A 26,205-nucleotide genomic window follows, 5' to 3' on the forward strand; every position below is an offset into this window, starting at 1 on the left:
CCATCTCATGGCGGGTATCATACCGCGGGTTATCAGAATTGGGAGCTTAAACTACGGCTGCGCACTCCTCCGAACCGGTGCTTCGACGAAGGGAGGCCGGCTTGGCCCTGTTTTCCCTGTTTTTATTCTTCGGCCGGGCCGGCATTCTGGGCGCGTTGGTTAACGGATCCGGTCGCCACGGCAGTCAATTGCTTGTCCATTTCGATTTCTTCATCCAGCGTTTGCTGGAGCAGTTTAACGGCATCTCTGTCACCCAATTGTTCGGCGAGTGCACGCACCGTGCCGTAAGACGCGATTTCGTAATGTTCCGCCCGCTGGGCCGCGCTGATCAGCAACACATCCCTGAGCGATTCGTCAACCTCTGCCTCCAGGTTTTCCTCGCTTTCGGCAATGATGCCTTCCATGCCTTTGCATTTCTGCACCCGGCTGGTACTGACTTCCAGCTTCTGGAAGATCTTTTCGAGCCGGGCAATTTGTTCTTTGGTCTGCTCAAGGTGCTTTTTAAAACCTTGGCTGAGCTTTTCGTCCGAGGCGAGTTTGGCCATCTTCTGCAACGCCCGGGTAAGCTGTTTTTCAGCACTGTAGACGTCTTTCAGCTCATGGAGGAAAATGTCATCGACGGATTTGATCTTCTTCATGATGTCGCAAGATCGCGACACTGCCGGTGCGCGGACGTCTGACTTTCGGGACGGCGCTCACCCGCCGCCCCAATCCGAAACACGATCTTAATGCGTTATGCCCGGATGAGCGGCAGGCCATCACCGTACTCCGGCTGCCCGCAGGACAGCAGCGGCGCCGGTCCGGCGGATCTCCGGAAAGAACGTGCCCCCATTTGCGGCGGGTTCGTTATCGGTGCCGGTGCCGGCACCGGGCTGGGCGGTGCCGGTAAGGGGGGTTCGGGAATCGGCGCCGGACCCGGCGGCACCGGGCTTGGAGGTGCCGGCGACGGTGGACTCGGGTCCGGACTCGGGATCGGTGAAGGCGAAGGCGCCGGGATGGTTGCAGTGAATGCAGTCAGAAAATCGGCCGAGCAAGCTCTCATGTTCATTTGGTTGGTTCCGAAGCCCGAGGTCAGGGACATTCCGGGCAGAGGTTCGGACCAGCGAGAACGCCCGGACGTGTTCGAATGCCCCTCAAACCAGGGCACCGCCGGTTCTGAGCCGGCACCTTGCTTGTCCTGAAATCAAAAACACGCAGCTTATTCAAATTGGCGCCGGAAAGCGGCAAACTCCGCATGGAGCGCAGCCAACGACGTTTTCAGCGCATTTATCTCCGCTTCCAAGGCCGCGAGCCGTTCTGAGCCGCGGTCCGCTTCGAGGGGAGCGCCCGGCGCAACGGGTACCGGTGGTGAATGCACAGGCCGGGAGGGCTCAACTTCGGCGGCCTGGAAAGGTCCGGACAGCAGTTGGACATAGCGCCGCTCTTTCTGGCCCGGCCGCGGAGGCAGACTTTGCACAAGCGGTGCGTCGCCCCGGGCCAAGCCTTCCAGCAAAGCTTCCACTTCCGACAGCGCCGCGGGACCGCCGAGCCGTTCCGCGCGGGAACGCAGCTCGCCGGGAGTTTGCGGGCCTCGCAACATCAAGATGCAGAGCAACGCCGTTTCCTGAGTGCTCAATTCGTATTGATCCGGCATGCGATGCCGGTACTTCGGAACGCGGGCGCCGGCGGTGTGCACGATCATGGCCAATTGTTTCTGGCGTAGACTGTCGATGCCCTGCTCGACGGTGCGCTCATCATAGCCAACCACCGGTTCCCGGTTGGTGCTCTGGTTGCAGGCTGCCACCAGCGCGTTCAGGGTCATAGGATAGCTTTCCGGCGTGATGCGTTCCTTTTCCAAAAGGCACCCCAGGATTCGCGTCTCAACGGGAGTAAGCTGCATGGTTCGGCTTGGGCACGCTCAGATGAGATCGACCTGGGTCAATTCACTTTTCAGGTAGGCGTAATAAATCGGCGCGGCGATCAACCCCTGGATGCCAAAGGCCGCCTCCATGACAAACATCGCGATCAACAACTCCCAGGCGCGCGCGTGAATTCTCGAGCCGACAATTTTCGCATTCAGAAAATACTCGAGCTTATGGATCAGGATCAGGAAGACCAGGGCGGCGATTCCGGCCGACAGGGAGACCGAAACGGCCACGATCGTGACGATGGAGTTGGAGATCAGGTTTCCGAACACCGGGAGCAGACCTGTGATGAACGTGATGACAACCAGGGCTTTGGACAGGGGCAGGTGAATTCCAAAGAGCGGCAGAATGATCAGCACGAAAATTCCGGTGAGGCAGGTGTTCAGCGCTGAAATCCGCACCTGGGCTACCATGATCCGCCGGAAAGCGTCGGCGAACCGGCTGATTCGTTCCGTGCAGGCTGCCGACAAGGCTTTAGGCCGGGGACCGGGGCGCTGTTCACGCAGCGAGATCAGGGCGCCGACAATCATTCCGATAACCGTGTTAAGGAAGAGATGGCTGGCGTCCCGGCTGAAGGTGCCCAGTTCCTGTTTGTGCGCGTCGGCCCAGGATTTTACGTAGTCGCGCAGTCCGCCGACGGTATCGGGAAGATCTTCGACCACCGACGGCGGCAGTTTATCGCGGGCATCGTTGAGGATGAGTTGGACCTTGGCGGCCAGCATCGGCAGGCTCCCGGTATCGCTGCGGAAAAACGCGACCGTGCCCATGATCAAGCCGATCAGCGCGAAAATGGTGACTATAGCCAGGGTCGCAACGGCGGCGAGTCGCGCGCGTTCACCCACCAGGCGGCGTTCGAGCAGAGGCGCCAGCCAGGTCACCAGTTCGTAGACGAGCAAGCCTGCAAGCACACCCGCAAGCAGGTGCAGCTTCAAACAGAAGTATAACGCCAGCCCGGCAAGGACGTAGGAGACAATCCTCGTAACCGCGGTGCGGTCTTGATAAGGGGTGAGCACGTTCATAGGCGCGGACAATGACAAACAACTCGTACCGGCGATATGGACCGGTCAAGCTCGCTAAATGTCAAACGATTGCGCGAAGAACGAATAAAACCCATGGTTGATGGGTGATGCCCGCCATGAAAGAGGACGATAGCGCAGGGGCCGCCGCTCGCGAGGCCGCCGGACAGGCGGCACGGTTTGAAGCCACCGTGACGAAGGTGCAGCGGCGGCCGTGCTGGTCGTTTGTGGTCGAGGTCGAGGCAGCCGAATTTGCAAGCTTGCAGCCGGGCCAAGGCTTATCGGCAGGGTTAGGCTGGCTGTTGGTCAGCGGGACGCGGGCGGGCGAAACGAGCGTTCGTTTCCGCGGGTTTGGCCATCCCAAGTTGGCCGTCGGGGAAAAAATTGTCATCCATGCGGAGCCGGTACGACCGTCCCGCAAGCGGCCAAACCTTGACTGATCGCCGGCCGGGGTTGCCTTATAACGATTCTGGCGCAGGACCAGAGCTGTGCTAGCCTCGCTAGAATGAGGAAGCGCCCGTTGGTTTTTGCCTGTATCGTGCTGGAGCTGGCCGTGGGCTTGGCGCTGCTCTCGGCGGCCCCGGTTGCGCCGGCGCTCGATGAACTCGCGCAAGCCACCTTGATTTTCAGCCGGGTGTTGCAGATTGTCCGCCAGGATTACATCAGCCCCGACAAGACAAGCTACCGCGACCTGATCTATGGGGCCCTTCGCGGCGTCGTCCGGCACCTCGATCCCCACTGCGAATTCTACGATCCTGCAGCTTACCGGCAGGAACGGTACGAAAGCCGCGGGGAGATGAGCGGTTTGGGCATCGTGGTCGCACAGGTCTCCGGTAATTTCACCGTGGTCTCGTCTATCGAGAACGCCCCCGCCGCTCGCGCCGGCGTGCAGAGCGGCGACCAGATTACGGCCGTCAACGGGACGACCACGCGCGGGTTGACGTTCGATAAACTCGGACGCTTGCTCAACGGTGAGCCTGGTCAGACCGTGAAGCTGGACCTGTTTCGTCCCGCAACCAGACAGAGCTGGCAGCTCGAGATAAAACGTCAGGTGGTCCAGGTGCCTAGCGTCCGGGATACCCGCGTGATCCGGGCCGGTAACTCCGAACCTGTTCAGATCGGCTACTTGCGTGTGACCGAATTCGTGGCACGAACGGCCGAAGAGATCAGGCAGAAAGTCGATGAGTTCAAGTCATCGGGTATCGCTGCCCTGATCGTGGATTTGCGTTTCAACCCCGGCGGCCTCGTTAACAGTGCGGTGGAGACCAGCGCTCTCTTTTTGCCGGCTAAAACCGCGGTGGTTTCAACGGAGGGCCGAGACGGCAGCAATCGCCAGGAGCTGACCACGCCCGACCACGATGGGCCCTTTATGACGCTGCCGGTCGCGATCCTGGTAAACGGTGAAACGGCCAGCGCAGCAGAGATCGTGACCGGCGCGCTGCAGGACTGGGCTCACGCCATCGTCGTCGGGGAACCCACTTTTGGCAAAGGCGTCATCCAGAGCGAGGTGCCGCTTCCGGATGGCTCTGCCATTAAGTTTACAACGGCCGAATATTTCACCCCCAAACACAATGCGATCGAGTGCCGGGGCGTCACCCCAAACATCCTCGCCCCATTGTCCATCATGCAGGAACGCGGCCTTCTGCTCCAGGACCGTGGAGCTTACCTGAATGCGGATGAGAAGGATCTGGTGTCCAATTTCTCTGATGAACCGTTGGCTCGAGCCCTGGATGCGCTCCACGGCTACCTTACCTACCAGGTAAAATCCAAAGGGTGAGTCCGAGGCAGCCCGGTCTACCCGGAATCCGGCTCGGGAAGGGTCCGGTCTGTTTGGCTGCCGGCGCGAATGGCCTCAAGTTCGCCCCAGCGAGCGTAGAGGCGTTCAATCTCGGCCCGGGCATGGGCGAGCTTCTGTTCCAGCTCAAGCCGTTGCATCCCGTACTTGCGGAAGAAATCGGGGTCTGTGAATGAACGCTCCACTCGCTCCACCTCCGCTTCAGCCGCCAGGATTTGCTCTTCCATCTGCGCCAACTCGCGTTCCTCTTTCCAGATTAGCTTACGCGGTTTGCCGGGGGTACATGCGGCAGCCGCACGGCGCGCCGCGGGCCCCTCCCGCGATCCGGCTTTCGCCGGGGCCGTGGTGTTGTTTTCCCGTTCACCCCGTTTTTGAACGTAGTAATCGTAGTTACCCACGTAGTAGCGTACCTGGCTGCCCTCCTCGAACACGAGGGTCGCGGTGCACACGCGGTTCAGGAAATACCGGTCATGACTTACCACCATGGCGCTGCCCTCAAATGATGTCAGGGCTTCCTCCAGCAGACGCAACGTGCCGAGGTCGAGGTCATTGGTCGGTTCATCCAGGATCAGAACATTGCCGCCGCGGCGCAGGATCTTGGCCAGGATGACGCGGCTTCGCTCGCCGCCGCTGAGAAGGCTCACCCGCGTGTTGATACGTTCGTCGGTGAACAGAAAGCGCCGCAAATAAGCGCGGGTGGTGATCATCTGGCCGCCGAACGGGATGTACTCGCGGCCTTCCCCGACCTCCTCCCAGACGGTTCGTTCGTCGTCCAACTGCGTCCGGCCCTGGTCCACGTAGTTGATGATCGTGCGAGGCCCGAGGCGCACGATTCCTCCCGCGGGCCTAACCTCGCCTAAAATCGCTTTCAACAGGCTTGATTTGCCGGCACCGTTCCGGCCAACGACGCCCAGCCGTTCACCCGGCTTAAGTTCGAAACTGAGGTGGCGGAAAAGGATCTGCCCGCCCATCTCGAGGGTGAGGTCGTCCGCTTCGATCACGCGCTCGCTCAGCGGCGGCGGCGGCGGGATGACCAGTTCCACGTCGATTTCAGGCTCCGGCGGCTTCCGGTCGGCCAGTTCAAAGTAACGGGCAACGCGGTCGACGGACTTGGTCCGGCGCGCGCTGGGATTCTTTCGAACCCAGGCCAGCTCCTGTTTGAGAAATTTCTGGCGCTTCCGCTCCAGCTGCTCCTCCGCGGCCTGGCGCTCGGCTCGCCCGAGCAGGTAATCGGTGTAATTGCCCTCGTAGGAGGCAAATTGCCCGCGGGCCAGCTCCACGATCCTGGTCGCTGCGCGGTCGAGAAAATAGCGGTCGTGGGTAACAAAAAGACAGGTTCCCGGGTACCGCTGAAGAAAATCCTCCAACCATTCGATGGAGGAAGGATCGAGGTGGTTGGTCGGTTCGTCGAGGATGAGCAGGTCAGGTCGACCCAGTAAAGCGCGGCAGAATAATACCCGCCGCTGTTCGCCGCCCGAAAGGGTTCGGACGAGGCGGCCCGGTTCAGGCGCGTGCAGATCATTCACCAAAGCCCGAAGCCGGCTCTCGAGATTCCAGCCGTCAGCCCGACTGATCAGATCGAACAGACGCGCGCTCTCCGGAGAATCGGAAGGGGTACGCTCATATTCCGCAATCCAATCCCGGACGCGTCGGGCGCCGGACAGCACGTTCTCCTCCACGGTCTTGTCCGGCTCCAGGTTTAACGTTTGCGAAACGAACCCGATCGATAAATCCCGGCGGCGCGCAACGGTTCCTGTATCGGGGGACAGTTCGCCGGCAACGATCTTCAGAAAAGTCGATTTGCCGACGCCGTTGCGCCCGATCAGGCCGACCCGTTCCTGTTCGTCGAGGTTAAACGTCGCATTTTCCAGGATAATCTGCGCCCCGTACTTTACGGATGCGTCGCTGACGCTCACGACCGAACTCGGCATGGGCGCACCTTTACCGCGCACTCACGAAGGCGCAACGCCTTACTCCCTCGGGCGCAGCTTCATGGCGTCCAGGAGTTCCGGAGTGATCTCGCCGGTGACGGGCAACCCGTGGTCCCGCTGGTACTCACGAATAGCACGGCGGGTCCCGGCCCCAATCACGCCGTCCAGCGGCCCCTGATAGTAGCCGTGGCGCGCCAGTTCAGCCTGGACCGCCACCCCGAGGTTCGGCCTGCCCGGGCGCTGATTAACCGCCGCCTGGTAGTCGTAACCGGGATCGTAACCGTAGTAGTCGTAATTGTACCCATAGGGGTAACCGTACCAGTAGGGATAACCGTAGTCGTAAAACCCGAACGGGTAGCCGAAGAAGCCGACATCGACAAATCTGTGCCGGTACCGGTCATACCGATAATAGTGGCCATTACGGCCGTGCATAAAACCTGAACGGTACGCACCCCGAAAACCGGCTACCCCCCGGAAAGCAGGCGAACCGCGGAAGGCGACCGCCCCGTGACCATTGGCACCTGCAGGCATGGCACCGTGAAATCCTCCGCCATGGAAACCCCCGCCGTTAAATCCGCCCGCCCCGACCGCGATCGCGGAAGACGTCAGCCAAGCACCAAACAGGGCAACCCCAGCTAACTGAGTGACCAATTTCATTGCAAAACGCAAAGTATCACCAAATGGAAAAATTACCAGGGGCCCCGGCCGTTCAACGGCTGCGCCAAAGGGGCTTAAACCTCCCCGGTCTCATTAATCGTCAGGTCCTGATCGGCCGGTCGCGCGGCGGGGTCCGTTTCTTCGGGCGGCAACTCGCTCGCATCATCCTCCGCCAGGGACGCGTCACCCCTGGGCGCGATCCGGCCCGAGCTGGAGAAAGGTTCCTCGAGCGGGTCAGTCACTTCCCCAGGGGATTCCGCCAGATTCTCATAACCTTCCCAATTGGGGTTGGGATCATCCGGGTAAACGTTCATGTAGAGTTGATCGCAACGGGCCCGGACCGTGGTCGGGTCCTCCCCCGGAAGAGGCCAGCGAGTTCCGGCCCGGTTTCGATCGGTGTGACGGTGTGATAATCGCAGTTGCCATCACGCGGCTAAACCGGTAAGGAAATTCGCGGAAGCCAGCTTCGGCGTACTGGTGATTCTGGCGCCCCTGCGATTGAGGGGGTATTGCATAGAGCACCCTGGAATTGAAAACACAAAATGATCCGAGCCCTCTGTTTTGCCGTTCTCCTCTGCGCCTTGCCCGGCCTGCGGGCGGAGCAGGCTGCAGGAATCGAAAGCAGCGACGCGAGTGCCGCCGGCAAAGGAATCGCGCCAGCTCCCCTGCAAACGCAATCTGCCGGCGGGCGTGGACAGCTTACGTCCGTTGAGGAAAACGATGTTTTTACTCCGATCGGCCAGGATCAGCATTACACGCAGGGCGCGAAGATCCTTTACCTTTCTCCGTCGCTTGACCCGAACAGTTGCTGGGCACGGCCCTTCGACTGGCTGCATTCAATCTTCCTCTTTGGCCGCCCAGAATTTCCGGATAACCGGATTGAGTGGACCGTGCTCGGCCAAAGCCTTTTTACTCCGAAGGATCTCAAGCGGTCAGACCCGTCCACCCGGGACCGGCCGTATGCCGGATGGCTGTACACGGGCGTCAATTTTATTCAGGACGACGACAGCCGGGAACTGACGTCGTTTGAACTGTTGGGCGGGGTCGTGGGCTCGTACGCCCTCGGTCGCCAGACCCAGAACGACTTTCACGTGTTTGAGGGCAGTTCCAAAGCGAAGGGCTGGGGTCATCAACTCAGGAACGAGCCCGCCCTTGTGGCCTCGTGGGAGCGCAAATGGCGCCTGATCCATGAGTTCGGCAACCATTTCGGCGTTGAATTCATCCCGGATGCCGGCATCAGCGTGGGCAACGTTTTTGACTACGCCGAGGCGGGGGGCCTTTTCCGATGGGGTCGCGGCCTCAAAGCCAATTGGGGTCCGGATTTCATCCGGCCCGGCTACTCCGGCACCTCGTATTTCTCGCCGGAGCGCGGCGGCACGGATTTTGGGTTCAATCTCTACACCGGATTCCAAGGGCGCGCGATCGCCCGCAACATCTTCCTTGATGGCAACACCTTTGCGAACAGCCGCAGCGTTTCCAAGGTCCCGGTTGTGGGTGACGCCTTCGTCGGCGCGCAACTTTACTACAAAGATTGGGTTCGCCTGGGCTTTTCGCTGCTCGTGCGGAGCCCCGAATTCTACCACCAGCAGGGCGTCGACCTTTTCGGCAGCTTCAATTTCGGGTTTACCGTCTTCTAGAATGCCACTAATGCCACAAGCGGAAAAATGCCACAAATGGAAGAAAGCTCCTTGTTCGCGGCATTCCCTGGCAATCTATAACCGCGCCGGTGACATTTCCTGATTCCTTGTCCGTGCGGTCTCCGGAAGGAACGTCCCGATCAGTTCTCGTCCATTTGCGGCATTTACTCGACACTCGACGCTCGACACCCGCCACGCTCCTGCGTCTCACTGTCCGGTGAAGCTGATTGCACGGCCGAAACGTTGGCCGACGGCTGCGGGCCGGGCAGGGATGCCGGCGAAGCTGGGCATGGCATAACCACTCAGGGCAACGACCACGGTCTGAGGGGAGCGTTTGAGCACGCGGTGGGAATCAAGGAACTGGGTCGGATCGGCATAGTTGGAATAGTCCCCGGCAAATCCGGTATGCACGACGCCGATGGTCAGGTTGTGGTGGATTTCGAAATGCAGGTGCGGAGGGTAGAGCCCATGGGCCGTGCCGATCGTCCCAATCTGCTGGCCGCGCGTCACCCGCTGACCCTCGCTCACCAGGATCCGATCGAGATGCCCGTATAAGGAGTCAACGTATTGCACCCGGCCGTCCTCGAGAAATGCGTGCCGGATCACCACCGCATTGCCCCATGCGCGCCGGAAGTCGCGGGCAAGCGTCACGACGCCCGTTCCGACGCTGTAAACCGGGTTGCGGAACGCGACGCCACTTCCCTCCTGCCGAACCCAATCTTCACCGAGATGACCGTGCGGCGTGAAGCCGCGGGATTTGTAGAACTTCTCCGCATTCGGTTTTCCCACCGGGTAATCGAAGCCATCCGTCAATTGAGTTGATACCTCGGTTAACTGGGCGTTGACCAGGGGTGCAAACGCGATAGTGAGGCCGACGAGAAGGAACAAGCCCGACATGGCCGAAGCTAGTATCGGGGTTTAGCGCCCAGGGCAAGTCCCAATGACGCATTTTTGTCGAAAAACAGGTAAATCGGACGATTACTGACGCGATTTCTTCCGATTGACGGTCTGGATAGCAGAAAAACGTCCGCACCTGCGTTGCGCCGGATCGTCCGGCCCGTTCGTCAAACCGGACGCGCAAGTATGTTCACCCGCTGAGCATTCGCTCAACCGGCAGACGCTGCCGGGCTCAAAAAGGAGATGGACTTTTCGCGTTCCGGCGGGAACGATGGACGGCTTGTGGCTCCGCGCAACGGACTCCTGGCTGCCGGCAACTGGATCGTCGATCACGTCAAGATGATCGACGCTTGGCCGAGCCAGGACACGCTCGTCAACATTGAAGCAGAGCAGGACGGCACCGGGGGCGCTCCGTTTAACGTGCTGGTTGATCTGGCCCGGCTCGGGGCGGATTTTCCGCTCGCCGGCGCCGGCCTGGTAGGAATGGACGGGCCCGGCGACTGGGTAATCAAGACCTGCGCGGATTACGGCATCGATACCTCGTTGATCGTGCGCACCGATCGAGCCCCCACCTCCTATACGGACGTGATGACGGTGAAGGGCACGGGCCGGCGCACCTTTTTCCATCAACGCGGCGCGAACGCGTTGTTCGATGCGGACATGCTGGATCTGTCCACCTCAACGGCGCGATTTTTTCACCTGGGCTACCTCATGCTTCTGGACCGGCTCGACGGGCCGGGTAACCGGCGGGCAACCCGGAGCGCGGAACTCCTTGAGCGTGCGGTGACCTCTGGCTTCCAAACTTCGGTCGACTTGGTGAGCGATGAACGCCAGGACCGGTACGCCAGCGTTGTCCATCCGACGCTGCCCTACGCCGACGTGCTGTTCCTTAATGAGATTGAGGCGGAACGCGTCGTCTCTCGCCGGATCAGGCGCGCCGAGGCCATCGATGTACCGGCGCTGATCGATGCCGCCCGGCGGTTGCTTGCAGCCGGTGTGAGACGCTGGGTCGTGGTGCATTTTCCCGAAGGTGTACTGGCCGTCGGCAGGCCGGATACGGTCCTGTTTCAACCCAGCGTCAATTTCCCGGCGGAATCAATCCGAGGGTCTGCAGGTGCGGGTGATGCCCTCGCCGCCGGCGTGCTGCTTGGTCTGCATCAGGGAGTCCCCATGCAGGACGCACTTCGATTTGGCGTTTGTGCGGCGGCGGCTTCTCTCCGGTACCCGAGTTGTACTCTGGGCATCAGCCCCTCGTCCGAGTGCCTTGCCTTGGGTGAGCGTTACGGGTACCGCCCGGCGCTAACCTAAACCAAACCAACTAAACCAAACCAAATTAAAACGGAGGTGCGTCCGGACCGCCTTTGTTCGAACGGGAGCGGGCTGCCCGGTGAACCACCCCCAGCCAGACCTGGTAATCGTTCCGGCGCTGCGTCAGGACGCGATGAGCCGAGCTGAAATATGCTCCCAGCAGCAACTCGATGCCGATACCGGTAAGCAACGCAGGCCAGCGATAAGGATCAATCACAAAAAAACTGCCGACAGGCACCACCAGGGCCACCACCACGCTGGTGAAGGCGAAATAAACGCGTTCTCTGGCCCACTGAACCCGCTCAAAAAGGAACAACGCACGGTCAACATCCTGGCGCCGCACGCTGAATGGCCCGAAGCGGCGCAGGATCTCACGAAAAAACACGTTGGGCGAAACGTGCTCTGCTGCCCGTAAGAATCCTTCAAACCGGGTCACGCGCTTGCGGTTCCTGGGAAAACCATCTTCGTTGTGAAGATCGATAAACGGCATAAAGCTTAGCCCCCCAACGTGCACCCGCCAGCGGTCGTGTCAATCACGAGCGTCGAATGCGCTCCGGGCGGCAGACCTCCAGGACAGGCACACTCAAACCGCGGAACCGGCGGGGCTAAGGTGCGATTGCAAGAGGGTTATGAGCTGTTCGGGGAAAAACGGCTTTTTGAGCAGCAGCCGCCTTTCCACAAGGTCCAATGTCCGGGGATCATCATCCGGCAAAGCACCCGTGATGAAAAGAATCGGCAGCGACGGTTTAACCTGCCGCACGCGTTCCGCCAGGGTAAAGCCGTCGATTGAATCCGGCATCATGATATCAGTGAGCAGGAAGTCGATGGTGTTGCGCTGGCGCTCAAACAGGGACCAGGCTTCGTCGCCGTTGCGTGCAGTCAAGACCCGTTGGCCCAGGCGCGACAGCACCTGGCGAACGTATTCCAGGATGAACGGTTCATCGTCAACCACCAAAAACGTGAGCTTTCGGTCAGAAAAGCGGGGTACAGCGGCCATGGTCAGGATTTGCGGATTGCCAGGCTAGAACAGGCGCCGACAGGGATGGCAACTGCTCAGGCTGATCGGTAGGGGTTGAGGTTGCACGTTGCGTTGGGGGTTGCGCGACCATCGAAGCTTGTCTCCCGCACGGGCGTTTGGAAGCCGAGTGCCGGTCTCAGCATGCAGCTGCATGTTGGATAATTCGACGGCGAGAGGCAATAGGGACGTCACGAGCCTGCAAAAAAACGGTCGCATTGGGACTCTCGTGCACTTTTGCTTACGTGATGAGCAACGGTTCGAGGTCAACGACCCCAGAATCGTCCATTCTTATGATTGCTTGATCTTAGACGGGCCGGGGTGGTGCAGGGCAACGCAAGGCGATCAGGTACGGGCATCGTCTCGGGTCGAAGGCCGCAGTAAGGCGTGGTCAACCGACCACCAACCTCCGCCGTAGATAAACAGCGTAAGACTGGCTCCGAGCAGAGCGAGAGGAAACTCCATGCCGTCGGGGTTAAGAAACGAGCCGAGATGTACCTTGCAGATGGCGATTGCCATTACGGCCGCGAGGCCGAGCGCACCCAGACGCGTCAGCAACCCGGAGAAGACAAGTAGCGCCGCGTAAAACTCGGTCAGCGCGGCCAGGGAGGCCCATAAAAGCCCGGGTCGAAGCCCGTAAGGCGCCTCGAAAATCTGAGCGCTGAAGATGAGGCCTTTGCCACCAAACCAGCCCAGCAGCTTTTGCGAACCGTGTACGAAGAAGATGGTGCCCAACACAATGCGGACGGGAATCATCGACCGGGAAGGTCCGGTCATGATCAGCCGCTTTAACAACGAATTTATCATCAACCACAACGAGCCTTGATCGGCCTTCTCAGTCGGTCGACCGTAAGTTTGGGTGCGCTCCGGGGTAACCATGGTGACCTTTGCAAAAGTTAGAAGCACGCAGGGCTTTATGAGCCGGCCCCAACGCGGTCGAGCCACGGTCCCTTACCGGCTCGGACCGGCGTCGAGCCAACCCGAATAACATCCTTCGGCAGATTTACCTCTCACTTAAACGTCCGCAGGGCCGGCAAAGCGCACACGTGCGACAAAGCTACCTTGCCGCTGGCGCGCCTCCACCTTGAGACCCTGGTGCGCCTGGGCCAGCAGGTAGGCCGTCTTCAGACCCATCCCGGTGCCGGCTTCATGCGTCACGGATTCATCCGCTTTCTGCCGCACGCGATTCACGATAAGCAATTCGGGCACCTTGCGTCTCTGGTGCAGCCGGACGCGAATTTCACCCGACCCATGGTAGAATGCATTCGACATTAGGTTATTGAAAATCAGGCCGAAAATCCTGGGATCAATCTCCGCGGTCATCGTCTGTTTCAATGTGCAGTGAATCGGGCGCCGGCTGGTTTTGGCCCGCAGGTCATAGGGCTGCAGCAAATCCGCGATCAGCGTGCTGAGGTTACAGCTTTCCTTGGACAACGGCAGGTTGCCTTGCTCCGCCCTGGCCACTAAAAGCGCCGTGTCCACGTAGTCGGTGAGCCGCTTGATCTGGGCTCGGAGCCCTTCAACGAGCCCTGGATCCAGCCTGCCGGCCGCGTAATCGATCTGCAGCTGGAGCAGGGTGATCGGCGCGCGGAGCTCATGCGCCACCTTGGCGGAGAAAACGTTCAATTGCTCCTGAGATTGCGCCAGTTCCGCCAGGAGGGCATTCACCTCCCGGGTCGCCGTGCGCGGAAACGGGTCATCCGTTTGAGATTGAAGTAAAGGGCGTTCAGGCGAATTACGTAAACCCGCGAGCTGACGCACAAAATCCTCCCAGGGACGGGCGAGGCGGTCTCCAAGCCACCAGCCGACCGCGGAGGCGACGACCACAGAAACCAAAAACACAGACAGCAGCGCCCCCGATGCCCCAGGGCCGGATCGGGTCCAACAAACGGCTGCGGCTAGGCTCACGCTGAAAACCACCAGGCCAACCGTCGCGGTCGCCACCGTGAGTCTGGTTGATTTCATTGGACGCCAATTGAAAATGGGTTCGCCGTTTTCATCAACATTTTCCAGCCCGGCAGCAGGCAAACCGCTACATAGTCGAGCATAGATCGGCAAATCCAAAGATAAGTTCAGCAAAAATGCACGCAAAAAGCCCTCGAAATCACCCCGTCCGCCGCAACGCCCGCCCTCCGAACCCGGCTCAGCGCCGGAACAGCCAGGCAAGAAGGGACAGGATCACGCTGATCAGGACGCAGGAAGCCAGCGGAAAATAGAATGAGAAATCGCCTTTCCGTACGGCGATATCGCCCGGCAGCTTGCCGAACCACGTCCACGCTCCCGGCACTTTCCACACTACGAGGCCGATGATCACCAGGAGCACGCCGACGCCGATGATCAATTTGCCAATCTCCGGTTGCACCCGCATAAGATGCGGTCAATCCGCCCAGGCTGCAACCCGGCGGGCACACGGCGGGCACGGCGGGTTTGGCGGGCACAACGACAGAGTTCACACCGCGAACACGGCGGGCCACGGCGGAACGACTAAATCATCCGCAGAACACGCAGAAAAGAGGAAAGCATCCACAGATTACACAGCTTGACACAGATTAAGAGGACCCGGCGGCAACTCTAAGGCCGAGACTCGCACCCACCCCCCACTCCGAACTCCGAACCCCGAACTCCGAACTCTCTCCTCTTCCCGCCGTGGCTCGCCGTGTTCGCCGTGTGAACTCTTACGTCGTGCCCGCCACCCCCGCCGTGCCCGCCGTGTGCCCTTAATCTGTGTCAATCTGTGTAATCTGTGGATGTTTTCTCGTTTCTGCGTTCGTCTGCGTGTTCTGCGGATGATTTATCTTCCCGCCGTGGTCGCCGTGGCTCGCCGTGTGAACTCAGTCGTTGTGCCCGCCTTTTCGCCGTGCCCGCCGTGTGACCGTGTGACCCTGGCCCGACAATCGGGATGTCCACCCACCCTTGGACTCGCTCCCTGGGTTGCGCCCGGGCGGAATTAAAATAGCGTATACGTTCCCGGGAAATCCCGGTCAGCAAAACATGGAAGCTCGTCCGCAGACTGAATCGATTCATCCTTCGCACCATCGTCCTGAGAACACCGTGCTGGCCATCATTCTGGCCGTAAGTTTCTGCCACCTCCTTAACGACACGATTCAGTCGCTCATCCCTTCCCTGTACCCCATCCTGAAAGACAATTATCGGCTTAGCTTCGGCCAGATCGGCCTGATTACGCTCACGTTTCAGCTGACGGCTTCGCTGCTGCAGCCGATGGTGGGCCTCTACACCGACCATTTCCCGCAGCCTCGCTCCCTGGCGATAGGCATGGGTTTTACGCTGGTCGGTTTGCTGCTTTTGTCTGTGGCGGGAAGTTACCCGGTAATCCTGGTTGCGGCGGCATTGGTCGGGATGGGTTCCTCGGTTTTTCATCCGGAAGCTTCGCGCATGGCCCGGATGGCCTCGGGCGGCCGTCACGGCTTTGCGCAGTCGCTTTTCCAGGTGGGCGGCAATGCCGGCCAGTCGCTCGGGCCGTTGCTGGCCGCCCTCGTCATCGTTCCCGGCGGACAGTCCAAGATTGCATGGTTTTCCGCGCTGGCGCTCCTTGCAATTATTATCCTCGCCAATGTGGGCGGCTGGTACGCCCGTAACCTCTCACGGCGCAAAGGTAATAAACCGGGCGTACACGGCGTTCAGCCGGCGGTGAACGCACCGGGGCGGGTAACCGGCGCGCTGGCCGTGCTGATCGCGCTGATGTTTTCGAAATTTTTCTACCTGGCCAGCATGGGCAGCTATTACACCTTTTACCTGATCAACAAATTTCATCTGCCGATCCAGACCGCGCAGCTTTATCTCTTCCTGTTCCTGGTTTCAGTCGCTGCCGGCACCATTCTGGGCGGTCCCATCGGCGACCGTTTCGGCCGCAAATACGTGATTTGGGTGTCGATTCTGGGCGTGGCGCCGTTCACCCTGGCGCTGCCTTACGCCGACCTGTTGATCACCGCGGTGCTGACGGTGATCATCGGCCTGATCCTTTCCTCCGCATTTTCGGCGATTCTGGTGTATGCCCAGGAACTTATCCCGGGCAAGGTGGGCATGATTTCCGGCCTCTTTTTCGGATTCGCCTTCGGGATGGGTGGGATCGGGTCAGCCGTGCTCGGGCAATTGGCTGACCGTACGAGCATTGAATTCGTTTTCCACGTTTGCTCGTTCCTGCCGTTGATCGGACTGCTGACGGCCTTTTTGCCGGCCATCGAGCATCATCATCCCCAGGCGGCCGTACCGGCCGTACCGGCCGGAGATGGCCGGTGAGCTGCGAAGCTGGGAGCGAGGGAGCGAGGATTGCGTGCGATCGATGCAGGGTGGTTAATCGAGTTCCACGTAGACGTCCCCGTCTTTCAGCACGACCGCGAAGGTTTCTACCGGGTCGACCGCCGGGGGCGTGAGCGCTTCACCGGTGCTGAGTGAAAAACAGGCGCCGTGCAAGGGGCAAACGACGGATTGCCCGTCAACTTCGCCGTCCGACAAGCGGGCCCAGGCGTGGGTACAGACGTCTTTGATGGCAAAAAGTTCACCCGCCACGTCGTACACGGCGATGGGAGGCTCGTCGATCCGCTTCCAACTTCCCGGCAAGAGCTCCGACCTGGCACAGATCCGTTGCAAAGCCATGGCAGGATGTAATCGCAAAACCGCGATCAGTTCAACCGTTCAACCCGGTCAAACCTGCGAAGAGACGCGGGCGCACCCTTGAGGTTGCGCCCGCGCAAAGCGGGTTCAGCGGTTCAGCGGCGTTGCCGTGCTCCCGGTTCCCGCACCCGCCACGAGTTTATGAATTACGGGTGGAAGCAGTCGTGAGGCGGTTGAGTTCATCCCGAGTCAATTGCAGATCGACGAACGAAAGGATTTCGGCCAACTGCGCGGGGTTACGAGCGCTGGCGATCGGCGCCGCCACCGTCGGCTGCGCCAGCAACCACGCCAGCGCGATGGCTGCCTGCGTCGTGTGATGGGCGGCGGCGATGTCGTCGAGTGCGGTCAGCACCCGCAGACCGCGCTCGTCAAGGTAAGCGCGGGCACCTTCGGCGCGAACGCTGTTCACCTCCGGACCGCCCGGACGGTATTTACCGGTCAGAAAACCTTTCGCCAACGCAAAATACGGAACCGCCGACAAGCCTTCCAGCTGCACCACGTCAGCCAGGGCGCCCTCGTACTCGTCCCGCTCCATAAGATTGTAGTGCGGTTGCAAAGCGACGTACCGGGCGAACCCTCGGCGTTTTGAAACCTCGAGCGCTTCCGCCAGGCGCGATGCCGAGTAGTTCGAAGCCGCGATGTAACGCACTTTGCCGGCATGCACCAGGGCGTTAAAGGCTTCCAGGGTTTCTTCCAAGGAAGTTTCCGGGTCATCCGCGTGCGCGTAATACAAATCGATGCGGTCGGTCTGCAACCGCTCCAAAGATTGTTCGACCCCAACCCGGATGGTCTTGGCCGACAACCCGGAGAGGCGCGAGAGTTTGCCGACCTTGGTGGCTATGATCATGCGGTCACGGTTTCCGCGCGCTTTCATCCAGCGCCCGATGATCGTTTCCGATTCACCGCCCGAGTTCCCCGGTCCCCATTCCGAGTACATATCGGCGGTATCGATAAAGTTGCCGCCCGCAGCGGCGTAGGCATCGAGCACGGCAAAAGATTGTTGCTCATCTGCCGTCCAGCCGAAAACGTTCCCGCCAAGCGCGAGGGGGAAAACGTCGAGATCAGTCGTACCAATTTTCGCCATGGCAGAAAGCTAACCCGTGCCGGACCGTTGTCGACCGCCGGAAACCCGGATCAACGGGCCGGGGCTGCCTACCGGGAATCCACTTCCGCCAAGGGCTTCCATCCGGTTGGAAATCGGGGCAGCAACACCGTGTTGCCCGGCGCCGTGACGCTCCATTTCGGAAGGTCACAGTAAAAGCATTTACCCCCGAAAAGGCTTTTCAGGAATGCCCCTCGAAAGAACGCCTGGCGGCACCGCGGGCAGGTCCAGTTTGCAAGCCACAGGGCGCAGAGGAAGTAAATGACGAACGTCGCCGCGAACGCCAGGCCGGGAATAATTGTCAGCCAGCGCAGCTCGATCAGGGCGACGAAAAAGAGGGTGAACACCACCCGGCGCAATCGACGATAAAAAATCCATGCCGCTGCGTATCTGGGATCCACCGCGGCAAGTTCGAGCAAACTCGTTAGGGCACAAGGCGAAACTTGGGTCCGGCTCGGCCCGCGGCGGCCAGGCAAGTCTGCCGGCAATCCGGCGGCTTCACCGGTAATGATGATGCCTGCGGTGCGATGATCCGCGCCATGACCAGTGGCGAGCAGCATGATGCGAATGCGCAGGTCCGGCCTGGCGGTTCCAGCGTTTGCCGTACGCCGGCCCTGGCCGGGCCGAAGCGCGACGAACGTGGGTGGTTCGTTCCGGACGGCTCGGACGGCGCCGCCGTGCGGCAGGCGTTCCGGACCCGGCATGGTGATGCGAAAGCGTCGGCGGGGGACCGGATGGCGGCAGCGGCCCGGGCACATACGGCGGTTGCTCCGCGTGCACTGCGATGGCCGCCGCCATCAACATCGCCCACCAACCTGGGACAAACCCTCTCGTGACCATGGATGGCCTGCATTGAATCATGAACTCCACGCAGGACAACCTCGAACTGAAATCCGAGCCGGCTTATGCTCCTCCGATCGAAAAGCCTTCTCGCCTTAAATTGAATTTTTGCCCTGCCGGACAGAGCGGAAAAATCGGTGCAGCCGCGGCACGCTGGATACGGGCCCTGCCGGTGTTTCTACAAATATCGGCGGCCGCCAGCGCTTTCGGCCAAGTGGCGCCGGTGCCTTGCAGTGACATGTTGCCGGACCTGACTCGCTGGCTGGCCAGGCAGACCAGGGGTGATGAACATTCGACCCCCGTTGCCGGGACCGGGCTGGCCGGCTTCCTGCGCCAGGAGCGGCCTGATATTTACGGCCACTCAGCGCTCTTCCTCATGGACGCGCCCTCGCTGTCCCGTTATCTGGCCGAGCTTGCGCCGTACCTGCCCGCCATGCGCACCCTCGAGGGGCGTTGCCTGGACCAGGAGCCCAAGATTACCGAGGCATTGCGACGGCTTTTTCCCGATTTCGACCCGTCGCGCGTCCGGGTATCGCTGATGCTCTCGTTGTTCAGGTTCGATGCTAAGATCCCGCACGACCAACCTAACCAGCTCTGGCTTGGGCTGGACGGCATCGCGAAGCTGCACGGCCCAAACGGCCGGCTGGGCGTCCTCCTGGCGCACGAAAATTTTCATCTCTACCATTTCCAGGTGAACCCGCAGCCGCATCGGGGTGAATCGGTACCGCTCTACCGCCAGGTCTGGCAGGAAGGCCTGGCCTGTTACATCTCGCACCTGCTCAATCCAGGTGCATCGATGGCCGATGTGCTGCTGGACCCGGATTTGGCCGCAAACGGTCCACGGTACGTATCGACCGTGGCTCGAGCCATGCTCAATGACCTGGAAGCGGATGATGATGCGGTAACGGCCCGCTACCTCAGTTACCACCGCGCCATGGGCGCCCTGCCCCCGAGAATGGGTTATCTCATCGGGTACGACGTGGCCGCCGCCTGCGCCGCCCGGACCCCCCTTTCTGAGTTGGTCCGCCTTCGGGGTAACGGCTTACGGCGAATCGTGCAGCGGGCGGTTCGGACCCTCAGCCGGTGAATAAATGCCACAAATGAAGAGTGACGGGTAACGGGTAACGAGTGTCGGGTGTCGGTCACACTGCGGGCACGACGACTGAGTTCACACGGCGAACACGGCGGGCCACGGCGGGAAGAGGAAGAGTTCGGGGCTCGGCGTTCGGAGTTCGGAGGCGTCGTAGAACCGGATCCGATCTCCCCCGAGGGTCAGGCTCACCCCGCGGAAGACAAAATCATCCGCAGAACACGCAGAAAAACGCAGAAAAAGAATCCCAAACGCTGGACTTGACATCGGCAGCCGGCACCCATGCTGCAACTCCGAACTCCGAACTCGTTTCCCTTCCCCCTCTTCCCGCCGTGTTCGCCGTGGCTCGCCGTGTTCGCCGTGTGAACTCTTACGTCGTGCCCGCCAGCCCCGCCGTGCCCGCCGTGTGACGGTAATCTGTGTAATCTGTGGACGTTTTCTCTGTTCTGCGGATGATCTCAATGCGCCGGCCAGGGCTGGCCCGTCCCGAAGTCCGTGCGGTCATCGCGCAGGAGGGAATGGAAGTGCAACTCCCCCTGGCGCTGCAGGTAATAATGCAGACCGCTCCCTTCAATTTCCAGTCCCAAGGCGTCGTAGCGAAACGTCGCGTTCTGCAGACGGGCATCCAGGTCCCGCGTGAAACGGCCACGCTCGGCCGCGGGATAGATCTGGTAGGAAAAATACAGAACCTGACGGATTCGCTTCTGGTCGTCGGGAGATAAAAGGCTCACGCGAACCCCGGATCGCGCCACGTCGATTCGAACGTTCTTGGCCACCGTTGCTGCTTCCGCCAGCAGAGGCGAAAGGAGAACCTTGGGCTCGGACGATTCGTCGAACGGCTCCGGGTTTGACCCGATAAAGAGCGGCGTGCCGGCGATCAATTCATCAGCGTTATAAGTCAGGTTCAGGGACAGATGGTGTCCCTCAAACCGAAGACTCCAGGGACCCGGTCCGGGATAACCGAAGATCGCAAAATAGTACGCGCCGGGGTCCATAAAATTTGCTCCCCCCTGAACCTTTTGCAAAATCCGCTCCTGGTTGAGTATCATCCGGACGGCCTCGAATCCTCCCGGGCTGAGCTGTTGCCTGAGCAATGTCCACATGGCCGTTTGCACCTCGGGGCGCATCACCCTCAGGGCCAGCCCGGCCCTGATGCCCGGGATCCAGCTCAGGTGCCGGCGTTCCGGATCGCTCCACTCCAGCACGGCCTGGCGCCGCTCGTTCTCGTTGAGCTGTGCGACCCAGCGGTGCACGTCCTCGACCGGCCCGGCCACGGCTCGTGAACCCCATACGAGCACGATCCCGGTCCACGCCAGCAACGAGCGCCAGATCCTCATTCAGCACAGTAACGGATTCGCAAGACGGCGTCGACCGGTCTTCTTTGTCCATGAAACCGGTCCGACGAGAGAACCGCCTGGAATCGGTCCATCGATCATAGAAGCGGGTGCGAGGCACGTTGATGAGGCGGACCGATGCGCGTTTCCCACAACCCCCCTTCTACCTTATGAGGTTAGTTGATCCAGGAAAGGTTATCTTGATCGGGTTGTTCATCAACGCATGCAACGTGAGTGTGCGCGGCGAACAGGGTCAGTCTACCGCCGCGCCGGGCGACGTGGATACCAGGGTAAACACCATCTTCTCCCAACTGGCGCCGGACGCGAAGCTGAGTTACATCGGGGGCACCGGGTTTTTCGATTTAAAGCCGGTGCCTCCGGTACCTGACTTCCCGGGCAACCTGAATCCGCAAATCTATCAAACGGATGCGGGGTTAGGCGTACGCCGCAACTCTCCCGGGGTAAGATTTCCCTCCGGACTAACTTTAGCCGCGACGTGGAATCCAAATCTCGCCCGGGAACAGGGCGCCGCCATGGGACAAGACACCCGTGCGCGCGGCTATTTCGCCATCGAGGGCCCGGGGATGGACGTCTACCGGGTTCCGCTCGGGGGACGAAATTTCGAGTACCTGACCGGAGAAGATCCCTTCCTCGGGAGCGAACTGGCTGTCCAGGAGGTTCTGGGCATCCAGAGCCAGGGCGCCTGGGCCTGCGCCAAGCATTACGTCTGTAATGATGAGGAGGAAAATCGTACGGAGGTCAACATCAGGGTCGACGAGCGGACGCTGCGCGAGATCTACCTGCCGCCGTTTGAGGCGTCGGTGAAAGCCGGCCACGTTGCCACGGTGATGGGCGCCTACGACAAGGTAAATGGTGACTGGTGCTGCGAGAACTCGTTTCTGCTCCAGAAAGTGCTGAAAGGCGACTGGGGGTTTACCGGCATTCTGGTGTCGGATTACGAAGCCATTCACAATGGGGTCAGAGCGGCGCTGAACGGTTGCGACGTGGATCTCCCCGCGGGCAAGCATATGAACCCGGCGACGCTCGGGCCGGTAATCAGCGCCGGCCTTTTGCCCGTTTCAACCATCGACGACAAGGTGCGCCGGATCCTGCGCGGGGTAATTTCTTTCGGGTTCCTGGATCGCCAGCAACTTGATCCGGCTGTCCCTCTTGACAATCCTTACAGCGAGCGCGTCGCCCTCGAGATCGCCCGTGAAGGCATCGTGCTGCTCAAAAACCGGGTCGATCTGCTGCCGTTCGGCCCCGGGGTCCGGTCCATTGCCGTCCTTGGGGCACGCGCCCTCGGCGCACCGCCGACCGGGTTCGGCAGTTCGTACGTCACGCCGATCAGTTGGGTCAGCGAACTGGATGGCATCCGCTCCGCCGCCGCGCCGGGCACCCGGGTGGATTACATCCCGGCCTGCACGCCCAGGCCCGAGGACTCTGCCTGGGAACACATCGACGAACATGGTGAGATCGCCGGGGGCCTGAAAGGGGAATACTTCGCAAACAACTATCTCTCGGGCCAACCGGCAGCCACCCGGATCGATCTCCATTTGAACCTCGAATGGACTACCGGGATAACGCCGGAGACGGCGTCGGTGGCCACCGGTCAAGTCCCGCCGCAAATTCCGTCCACGAGCCAGGCAACCTTCTCGGCCCGTTGGTCCGGGCAGATCCGCCCGCAAATCCCGGGCGCCCACGTCTTCAAGGTTCGCGGCGACGGCGGGTTGCGGTTATCGGTTGAGGGCCGGGTGTTGATCGATAACTTCAATAACCCTGATCTGCCTTCGATCGTATATGGCCCCACCCCGGCGCGATCAGCCCGGATTGACCTGCAAGCCGGCCGGACTTACCGCGTGGTGATCGAGTACCGCCGGGTAAAAGGCTTTTTCAACTCCTTCGAACAGGGCGGCTTGCAGGGGATCCAGGCGAGCTGGGCTGCACTGCAGGCTCCGCCCGGCCTGGAGAAGTATGACGCCGTGGTGATGTGCCTGGGCCTAGGTGAGGAGTATGAAGGCGAAGGTTGTGACCGCGCCTTCCAGTTGCCGGAGTTCGAAGATGAACTGATCCGGAATCTCTCCCGGGTGAACCCGCACACCGTCGTGTGCCTGCACGGCGGCGGCAACTTCGATTCCCTGCCTTGGATCGACCAGGCAGGCGCCTGCCTGCACACGTTCTACCCGGGCCAAAACGGCGGCCAGGCACTAGCCGAAATCCTCTTTGGCAGGGTAAATCCGTCAGGCAAGTTGCCGGTGACCTTTGAACGCCGGCTCGAAGACAACCCCGCGTACGCCACTTTCCCTGAGCAACTGCATGGGCATACGGCCGAAATCGCGTACGCCGAAGGGCTTTACATCGGCTACCGGGGTTATGAAAAGCGCAGCGTCACGCCGCTGTTTCCGTTCGGTTACGGCCTGTCCTACACAACATTCGACTTCTCCGGCCTAAAGGTTACCCCCGCTGCCTTCGACGGAACCGCGCCGGTGACGGTGACGTTCATCGTCAAGAATACCGGCCAACGGGCGGGCGCCGAAGTCGCCCAGCTCTACGTACGCCAAAACAACCCGCCCATCGAACGGCCCATCAAGGAGTTGAAGGGGTTCAGGAAAGTTTACCTGGACCCGGGCCAATCGGAACAGGTCAGCCTCACCCTGGACCAGCGTTCGGTCGCGTACTGGAACACGGCGACCCAGCAATGGACGGCTCTACCCGGCTCCTACACGGTCCTGGTTGGCGCATCGTCACAGGACATCAGGCTTTCTGGCGACTTTTCCCTAACCCGCGAACTCACTGCCGGGCCGTAGAGCCCCCTCCACCCGTCGACGACGTCCGTGGCGCCCAAAGGGGAAGCCGGGTATTGACCCATTTACCCGTTCAGGGCTGAGGGAACGTCAATAGGGTACCGGAACCGGCACAAATGGAAATGGAAACGGGAATCCGCCTCCAAAGAAGGGGCTGTCCACGGGATAATAGCCTGGATCATAGTAACGGCCTCCGTAGTAACCGCCTCGGTAGTAGCGGCCACCGTGGTAATATGCCCCGTGGTACCCGTGATAAGCACCACCGTGGTAGCCATGATAACCACCTCCGCGATTCCCATAAGACCCGTGATAAGCGCCGCGATAAGGCCCGTGATAGGCGTTGCCATGAACCGCCGCGTTATTGGCGGCGGGACGGCTGACGTGATTGTTGTAGTTATTACCGGCCTGGGCTGAAAAAACGACCACAGTCTGAAGGACGATCAACCAGAGTGCAAACCTGGCTCTTTTCGAAGTACTAATAACCATGATTTTTCCTGTTATGCTGAGAGGATGCTGCTGCTTAACTGCGCTCGGACTTACCCTGTAGTGCTGCTTCGCCGACTTCATCGGCGCTGACTGAGAAGGCCAAAAATCCGTCTCCGCGGTATGCACATAACCCTTGACGGTTGTCACTCGGTCGAAACGACAGTCGCCGTTGTCTCAGCTTTGGCGTCGTTTGTCAAGGCGGCAATGGGACAATGGGACAAAGCGGAGGACTGATCGGCTCACCGGGCTTCCGCGGTCCGGAAGTATTTTTCCGAAGCGAAGCTCGTGGGTAAACCGGGCGCAGGCGCACGGAAAGAAAAGATTCCGCCGTCAGTTTCCGCCAAAGGTTTTCCGCTGGACCGGATGAGCTTTGACGATGATGTCACAAAGGCCGTTTGCAAATCTTCACCCCCGAACGCGCACATGGTGGGATACTTGGTCGGCAGGTGGACTTCGCGCTCGATTCTACCTTCGGGGTCCAGCCGCACGAGCCGGCCGCCGCCAAAAATCGCGGCCCAGTAAAAGCCTTCGGCGTCGACCATACCGCCATCCGGCCCGCCGTCGGGGCTGGGAATGACCGCCAGCGTGCGTTCGTTTGTAAGGGTCGCGGTCGCAGGATCGAAATCGAAAGCGAACACGGCTTTCTTCTCGGTATCGGCATGATACATCAGACGCGCATCGGGGCTCCATCCGAGCCCATTGGAGACGCTGACGTGCCCGATCACCGGCCGCAACCGCCAACTGTCCGGATCCAGGTACAGCAGGGGCGCAGTCCGCGGTCCGGCGCTGACCGGGTCCAGCGGATCGAACATCGGTCCGACCCAGAAGCGACCTTCACGGTCGCATTTGCCGTCATTCAGAAAGAATTGGCGGGGGTTGAACGGTGGCGGAGCAAGCAGCTCAAGCGACCCTGATTCGTGGGCGAAACGGTAGACCCCGGTTCGAAGCGCCACGATCATCTTCCCCGGCGGACCCAGGGCAAGGGAGCCGATCTTGGTGGGCATCCGCCAATGAATATCCTGGCCGGTGCCGGGATCGAAGCGGTGAACCATGCCTTCGGGCACGTCGACCCAATACAGGCATTTTTCACGGGGATCCCAGCAGGGTGATTCTCCGTTCATCGCTTGCGCGGGCAAAACGCAGTTCACGGCCGGGTCAGGATCAGCATTTTTCATGGGGGGAACAAATCCAGGGCATTTATGAGTCGCCTGAGGGCGGCCCATCGGCCCTGCGGGGCCGCAGGGCTGCACATCGCCTTACGGTCCTACTACGGCCCCGCGACGACCCTGACGGGCTCCAGCACCGAATTTCCGCCCAGCACCACGGCATAGAATTCCTGGCGTACCCCGCCGACATCGCCATTGAAGGTGGCCAGGTAATGCGGAATCGGATCCGCCTTGAAGTTGACCGAGGTCATAAAAATGTCATGGGCGTTGTAGAAGTTTTTTGCCCACGAAAGTGCAGCGACGCCCGCGGCGTGTTGCGCTGCCGTCGATTGCTCAAACGGTTCGGCAGGCAGGGTGCCTGGAACCTGGAACTGGTAAACGACTTGGGTTCCATCTGCTTTCCGAAGCGGGAAATTGAGGATGACTTCGCCCAGGGCTACCGCCGGGAGGACGATCGCCATGAGCAACGTGATAATCGTAAGGGTTCGAATAGACCGCATAGGTGATTAGAATGCCACAAACTCGGTGGCGGGTAACTAACTGGCAACTCGTAACTGGTAGCGCGTAACGGGTACCGGTTAAAGTTCGGAG

General features: G+C 60.6%; 26 protein-coding genes. 7 read left to right on the forward strand and 19 right to left on the reverse strand.

What is annotated here, in order from left to right:
* Window positions 1–122: 122 nt before the first annotated feature.
* The 3 genes from JO015_10050 to JO015_10060 form a co-directional block, all read right to left on the reverse strand.
* Entirely contained in the window at window positions 123–638 is a 516-nt protein-coding gene (locus tag JO015_10050; protein MBV9999442.1) for a ferritin-like domain-containing protein, read from the reverse strand.
* 560 nt (window positions 639–1,198) lie between these two features.
* On the reverse strand, window positions 1,199–1,879 hold the full coding sequence (locus tag JO015_10055) for a YceH family protein (GenBank protein MBV9999443.1): 681 nt from the start codon (window positions 1,877–1,879) through the stop codon (window positions 1,199–1,201).
* An 18-nt stretch (window positions 1,880–1,897) separates the two neighbouring features.
* On the reverse strand, window positions 1,898–2,923 hold the full coding sequence (locus JO015_10060; protein MBV9999444.1) for an AI-2E family transporter: 1,026 nt from the start codon (window positions 2,921–2,923) through the stop codon (window positions 1,898–1,900).
* A gap of 116 nt (window positions 2,924–3,039) precedes the next feature.
* Here JO015_10060 and JO015_10065 point away from each other — a divergent pair, with 116 nt between their 5' ends.
* Window positions 3,040–3,360, forward strand: coding sequence for a hypothetical protein (locus JO015_10065; GenBank protein MBV9999445.1), 321 nt, complete (start codon window positions 3,040–3,042; stop codon window positions 3,358–3,360).
* Window positions 3,361–3,425: 65 nt separating this feature from the next.
* Window positions 3,426–4,697 (forward strand): S41 family peptidase, encoded by a 1,272-nt coding sequence (locus JO015_10070; protein ID MBV9999446.1) that lies wholly within the window; start codon window positions 3,426–3,428, stop codon window positions 4,695–4,697.
* A gap of 17 nt (window positions 4,698–4,714) precedes the next feature.
* Here JO015_10070 and JO015_10075 read toward each other — a convergent pair whose 3' ends face one another.
* From JO015_10075 to JO015_10085, 3 genes are all read right to left on the reverse strand, one after another.
* On the reverse strand, window positions 4,715–6,646 hold the full coding sequence (locus JO015_10075) for an ABC-F family ATP-binding cassette domain-containing protein (protein MBV9999447.1): 1,932 nt from the start codon (window positions 6,644–6,646) through the stop codon (window positions 4,715–4,717).
* Window positions 6,647–6,685: 39 nt separating this feature from the next.
* Window positions 6,686–7,078, reverse strand: coding sequence for a peptidoglycan-binding protein (locus JO015_10080; GenBank protein ID MBV9999448.1), 393 nt, complete (start codon window positions 7,076–7,078; stop codon window positions 6,686–6,688).
* A 299-nt stretch (window positions 7,079–7,377) separates the two neighbouring features.
* The gene (locus JO015_10085; protein ID MBV9999449.1) at window positions 7,378–7,617 is read right to left on the reverse strand and encodes a hypothetical protein; all 240 of its coding nucleotides are present in this window, start codon (window positions 7,615–7,617) and stop codon (window positions 7,378–7,380) included.
* A 228-nt stretch (window positions 7,618–7,845) separates the two neighbouring features.
* On the opposite strand from JO015_10085, the gene JO015_10090 reads away from it, so the two are divergent.
* On the forward strand, window positions 7,846–8,940 hold the full coding sequence (locus JO015_10090) for a lipid A deacylase LpxR family protein (GenBank protein ID MBV9999450.1): 1,095 nt from the start codon (window positions 7,846–7,848) through the stop codon (window positions 8,938–8,940).
* Between the two features lie 207 nt (window positions 8,941–9,147).
* Here the strand turns inward: JO015_10090 and JO015_10095 are convergent, their stop codons facing one another.
* Entirely contained in the window at window positions 9,148–9,837 is a 690-nt protein-coding gene (locus JO015_10095; GenBank protein MBV9999451.1) for a M23 family metallopeptidase, read from the reverse strand.
* A gap of 243 nt (window positions 9,838–10,080) precedes the next feature.
* Between JO015_10095 and JO015_10100 the strand changes: the two genes are divergently transcribed.
* On the forward strand, window positions 10,081–11,145 hold the full coding sequence (locus JO015_10100) for a carbohydrate kinase family protein (protein ID MBV9999452.1): 1,065 nt from the start codon (window positions 10,081–10,083) through the stop codon (window positions 11,143–11,145).
* A 25-nt stretch (window positions 11,146–11,170) separates the two neighbouring features.
* Here the strand turns inward: JO015_10100 and JO015_10105 are convergent, their stop codons facing one another.
* From JO015_10105 to JO015_10125, 5 genes are all read right to left on the reverse strand, one after another.
* Window positions 11,171–11,635: a hypothetical protein gene (locus JO015_10105; GenBank protein ID MBV9999453.1), complete on the reverse strand. Its 465-nt coding sequence runs from the start codon at window positions 11,633–11,635 to the stop codon at window positions 11,171–11,173.
* Between the two features lie 93 nt (window positions 11,636–11,728).
* Window positions 11,729–12,142 (reverse strand): response regulator, encoded by a 414-nt coding sequence (locus JO015_10110; protein ID MBV9999454.1) that lies wholly within the window; start codon window positions 12,140–12,142, stop codon window positions 11,729–11,731.
* Between the two features lie 363 nt (window positions 12,143–12,505).
* Complete coding sequence (locus JO015_10115; GenBank protein ID MBV9999455.1) at window positions 12,506–12,937, reverse strand: DoxX family protein; 432 nt, start codon at window positions 12,935–12,937, stop codon at window positions 12,506–12,508.
* Between the two features lie 237 nt (window positions 12,938–13,174).
* Window positions 13,175–14,125, reverse strand: a complete 951-nt coding sequence (locus JO015_10120; GenBank protein ID MBV9999456.1) for a HAMP domain-containing histidine kinase — start codon at window positions 14,123–14,125, stop codon at window positions 13,175–13,177.
* Window positions 14,126–14,303: 178 nt separating this feature from the next.
* Window positions 14,304–14,528, reverse strand: coding sequence for a DUF2905 domain-containing protein (locus JO015_10125; GenBank protein MBV9999457.1), 225 nt, complete (start codon window positions 14,526–14,528; stop codon window positions 14,304–14,306).
* A 623-nt stretch (window positions 14,529–15,151) separates the two neighbouring features.
* Between JO015_10125 and JO015_10130 the strand changes: the two genes are divergently transcribed.
* A complete protein-coding gene (locus JO015_10130) occupies window positions 15,152–16,417 on the forward strand; it encodes an MFS transporter (GenBank protein ID MBV9999458.1) in 1,266 nt (421 codons plus the stop codon).
* 54 nt (window positions 16,418–16,471) lie between these two features.
* On the opposite strand, the gene JO015_10135 is transcribed toward JO015_10130, so the two are convergent.
* The 3 genes from JO015_10135 to JO015_10145 all read right to left on the reverse strand — a co-directional run bounded on the left by JO015_10135 (window position 16,472) and on the right by JO015_10145 (window position 18,598).
* Window positions 16,472–16,774, reverse strand: coding sequence for a non-heme iron oxygenase ferredoxin subunit (locus JO015_10135; GenBank protein MBV9999459.1), 303 nt, complete (start codon window positions 16,772–16,774; stop codon window positions 16,472–16,474).
* Window positions 16,775–16,931: 157 nt separating this feature from the next.
* Window positions 16,932–17,876: an aldo/keto reductase gene (locus JO015_10140; protein ID MBV9999460.1), complete on the reverse strand. Its 945-nt coding sequence runs from the start codon at window positions 17,874–17,876 to the stop codon at window positions 16,932–16,934.
* A 68-nt stretch (window positions 17,877–17,944) separates the two neighbouring features.
* The gene (locus tag JO015_10145) at window positions 17,945–18,598 is read right to left on the reverse strand and encodes a hypothetical protein (protein MBV9999461.1); all 654 of its coding nucleotides are present in this window, start codon (window positions 18,596–18,598) and stop codon (window positions 17,945–17,947) included.
* A 155-nt stretch (window positions 18,599–18,753) separates the two neighbouring features.
* On the opposite strand from JO015_10145, the gene JO015_10150 reads away from it, so the two are divergent.
* A complete protein-coding gene (locus JO015_10150; GenBank protein ID MBV9999462.1) occupies window positions 18,754–19,821 on the forward strand; it encodes a hypothetical protein in 1,068 nt (355 codons plus the stop codon).
* A gap of 461 nt (window positions 19,822–20,282) precedes the next feature.
* Here the strand turns inward: JO015_10150 and JO015_10155 are convergent, their stop codons facing one another.
* On the reverse strand, window positions 20,283–21,161 hold the full coding sequence (locus JO015_10155; GenBank protein ID MBV9999463.1) for a DUF3500 domain-containing protein: 879 nt from the start codon (window positions 21,159–21,161) through the stop codon (window positions 20,283–20,285).
* Between the two features lie 167 nt (window positions 21,162–21,328).
* On the opposite strand from JO015_10155, the gene JO015_10160 reads away from it, so the two are divergent.
* Window positions 21,329–23,965, forward strand: coding sequence for a glycoside hydrolase family 3 C-terminal domain-containing protein (locus JO015_10160; GenBank protein MBV9999464.1), 2,637 nt, complete (start codon window positions 21,329–21,331; stop codon window positions 23,963–23,965).
* Between the two features lie 87 nt (window positions 23,966–24,052).
* On the opposite strand, the gene JO015_10165 is transcribed toward JO015_10160, so the two are convergent.
* From JO015_10165 to JO015_10175, 3 genes are all read right to left on the reverse strand, one after another.
* Window positions 24,053–24,448: a hypothetical protein gene (locus tag JO015_10165; protein ID MBV9999465.1), complete on the reverse strand. Its 396-nt coding sequence runs from the start codon at window positions 24,446–24,448 to the stop codon at window positions 24,053–24,055.
* Window positions 24,449–24,687: 239 nt separating this feature from the next.
* Entirely contained in the window at window positions 24,688–25,623 is a 936-nt protein-coding gene (locus JO015_10170; protein MBV9999466.1) for an SMP-30/gluconolactonase/LRE family protein, read from the reverse strand.
* A gap of 92 nt (window positions 25,624–25,715) precedes the next feature.
* On the reverse strand, window positions 25,716–26,075 hold the full coding sequence (locus tag JO015_10175; GenBank protein MBV9999467.1) for a hypothetical protein: 360 nt from the start codon (window positions 26,073–26,075) through the stop codon (window positions 25,716–25,718).
* Between the last annotated feature and the right edge of the window lie 130 nt (window positions 26,076–26,205).

Source organism: Verrucomicrobiota bacterium (assembly GCA_019247695.1).
Classification (GTDB): domain Bacteria; phylum Verrucomicrobiota; class Verrucomicrobiia; order Chthoniobacterales; family JAFAMB01; genus JAFBAP01.

Bases quoted from the DNA above. Each gene is read 5' to 3' on its own strand.
- JO015_10050 (MBV9999442.1), bottom strand. From the start codon at position 638: ATGAAGAAGATCAAATCCGTCGATGACATTTTCCTCCATGAGCTGAAA.
- JO015_10055 (MBV9999443.1), bottom strand. From the start codon at position 1,879: ATGCAGCTTACTCCCGTTGAGACGCGAATCCTGGGGTGCCTTTTGGAA.
- JO015_10060 (MBV9999444.1), bottom strand. From the start codon at position 2,923: ATGAACGTGCTCACCCCTTATCAAGACCGCACCGCGGTTACGAGGATT.
- JO015_10065 (MBV9999445.1), top strand. From the start codon at position 3,040: ATGAAAGAGGACGATAGCGCAGGGGCCGCCGCTCGCGAGGCCGCCGGA.
- JO015_10070 (MBV9999446.1), top strand. From the start codon at position 3,426: ATGAGGAAGCGCCCGTTGGTTTTTGCCTGTATCGTGCTGGAGCTGGCC.
- JO015_10075 (MBV9999447.1), bottom strand. From the start codon at position 6,646: ATGCCGAGTTCGGTCGTGAGCGTCAGCGACGCATCCGTAAAGTACGGG.
- JO015_10080 (MBV9999448.1), bottom strand. From the start codon at position 7,078: ATGCACGGCCGTAATGGCCACTATTATCGGTATGACCGGTACCGGCAC.
- JO015_10085 (MBV9999449.1), bottom strand. From the start codon at position 7,617: ATGAACGTTTACCCGGATGATCCCAACCCCAATTGGGAAGGTTATGAG.
- JO015_10090 (MBV9999450.1), top strand. From the start codon at position 7,846: ATGATCCGAGCCCTCTGTTTTGCCGTTCTCCTCTGCGCCTTGCCCGGC.
- JO015_10095 (MBV9999451.1), bottom strand. From the start codon at position 9,837: ATGTCGGGCTTGTTCCTTCTCGTCGGCCTCACTATCGCGTTTGCACCC.
- JO015_10100 (MBV9999452.1), top strand. From the start codon at position 10,081: ATGGACTTTTCGCGTTCCGGCGGGAACGATGGACGGCTTGTGGCTCCG.
- JO015_10105 (MBV9999453.1), bottom strand. From the start codon at position 11,635: ATGCCGTTTATCGATCTTCACAACGAAGATGGTTTTCCCAGGAACCGC.
- JO015_10110 (MBV9999454.1), bottom strand. From the start codon at position 12,142: ATGGCCGCTGTACCCCGCTTTTCTGACCGAAAGCTCACGTTTTTGGTG.
- JO015_10115 (MBV9999455.1), bottom strand. From the start codon at position 12,937: ATGACCGGACCTTCCCGGTCGATGATTCCCGTCCGCATTGTGTTGGGC.
- JO015_10120 (MBV9999456.1), bottom strand. From the start codon at position 14,125: ATGAAATCAACCAGACTCACGGTGGCGACCGCGACGGTTGGCCTGGTG.
- JO015_10125 (MBV9999457.1), bottom strand. From the start codon at position 14,528: ATGCGGGTGCAACCGGAGATTGGCAAATTGATCATCGGCGTCGGCGTG.
- JO015_10130 (MBV9999458.1), top strand. From the start codon at position 15,152: ATGGAAGCTCGTCCGCAGACTGAATCGATTCATCCTTCGCACCATCGT.
- JO015_10135 (MBV9999459.1), bottom strand. From the start codon at position 16,774: ATGGCTTTGCAACGGATCTGTGCCAGGTCGGAGCTCTTGCCGGGAAGT.
- JO015_10140 (MBV9999460.1), bottom strand. From the start codon at position 17,876: ATGGCGAAAATTGGTACGACTGATCTCGACGTTTTCCCCCTCGCGCTT.
- JO015_10145 (MBV9999461.1), bottom strand. From the start codon at position 18,598: ATGCCGGGTCCGGAACGCCTGCCGCACGGCGGCGCCGTCCGAGCCGTC.
- JO015_10150 (MBV9999462.1), top strand. From the start codon at position 18,754: ATGAACTCCACGCAGGACAACCTCGAACTGAAATCCGAGCCGGCTTAT.
- JO015_10155 (MBV9999463.1), bottom strand. From the start codon at position 21,161: ATGAGGATCTGGCGCTCGTTGCTGGCGTGGACCGGGATCGTGCTCGTA.
- JO015_10160 (MBV9999464.1), top strand. From the start codon at position 21,329: ATGAGGTTAGTTGATCCAGGAAAGGTTATCTTGATCGGGTTGTTCATC.
- JO015_10165 (MBV9999465.1), bottom strand. From the start codon at position 24,448: ATGGTTATTAGTACTTCGAAAAGAGCCAGGTTTGCACTCTGGTTGATC.
- JO015_10170 (MBV9999466.1), bottom strand. From the start codon at position 25,623: ATGAAAAATGCTGATCCTGACCCGGCCGTGAACTGCGTTTTGCCCGCG.
- JO015_10175 (MBV9999467.1), bottom strand. From the start codon at position 26,075: ATGGCGATCGTCCTCCCGGCGGTAGCCCTGGGCGAAGTCATCCTCAAT.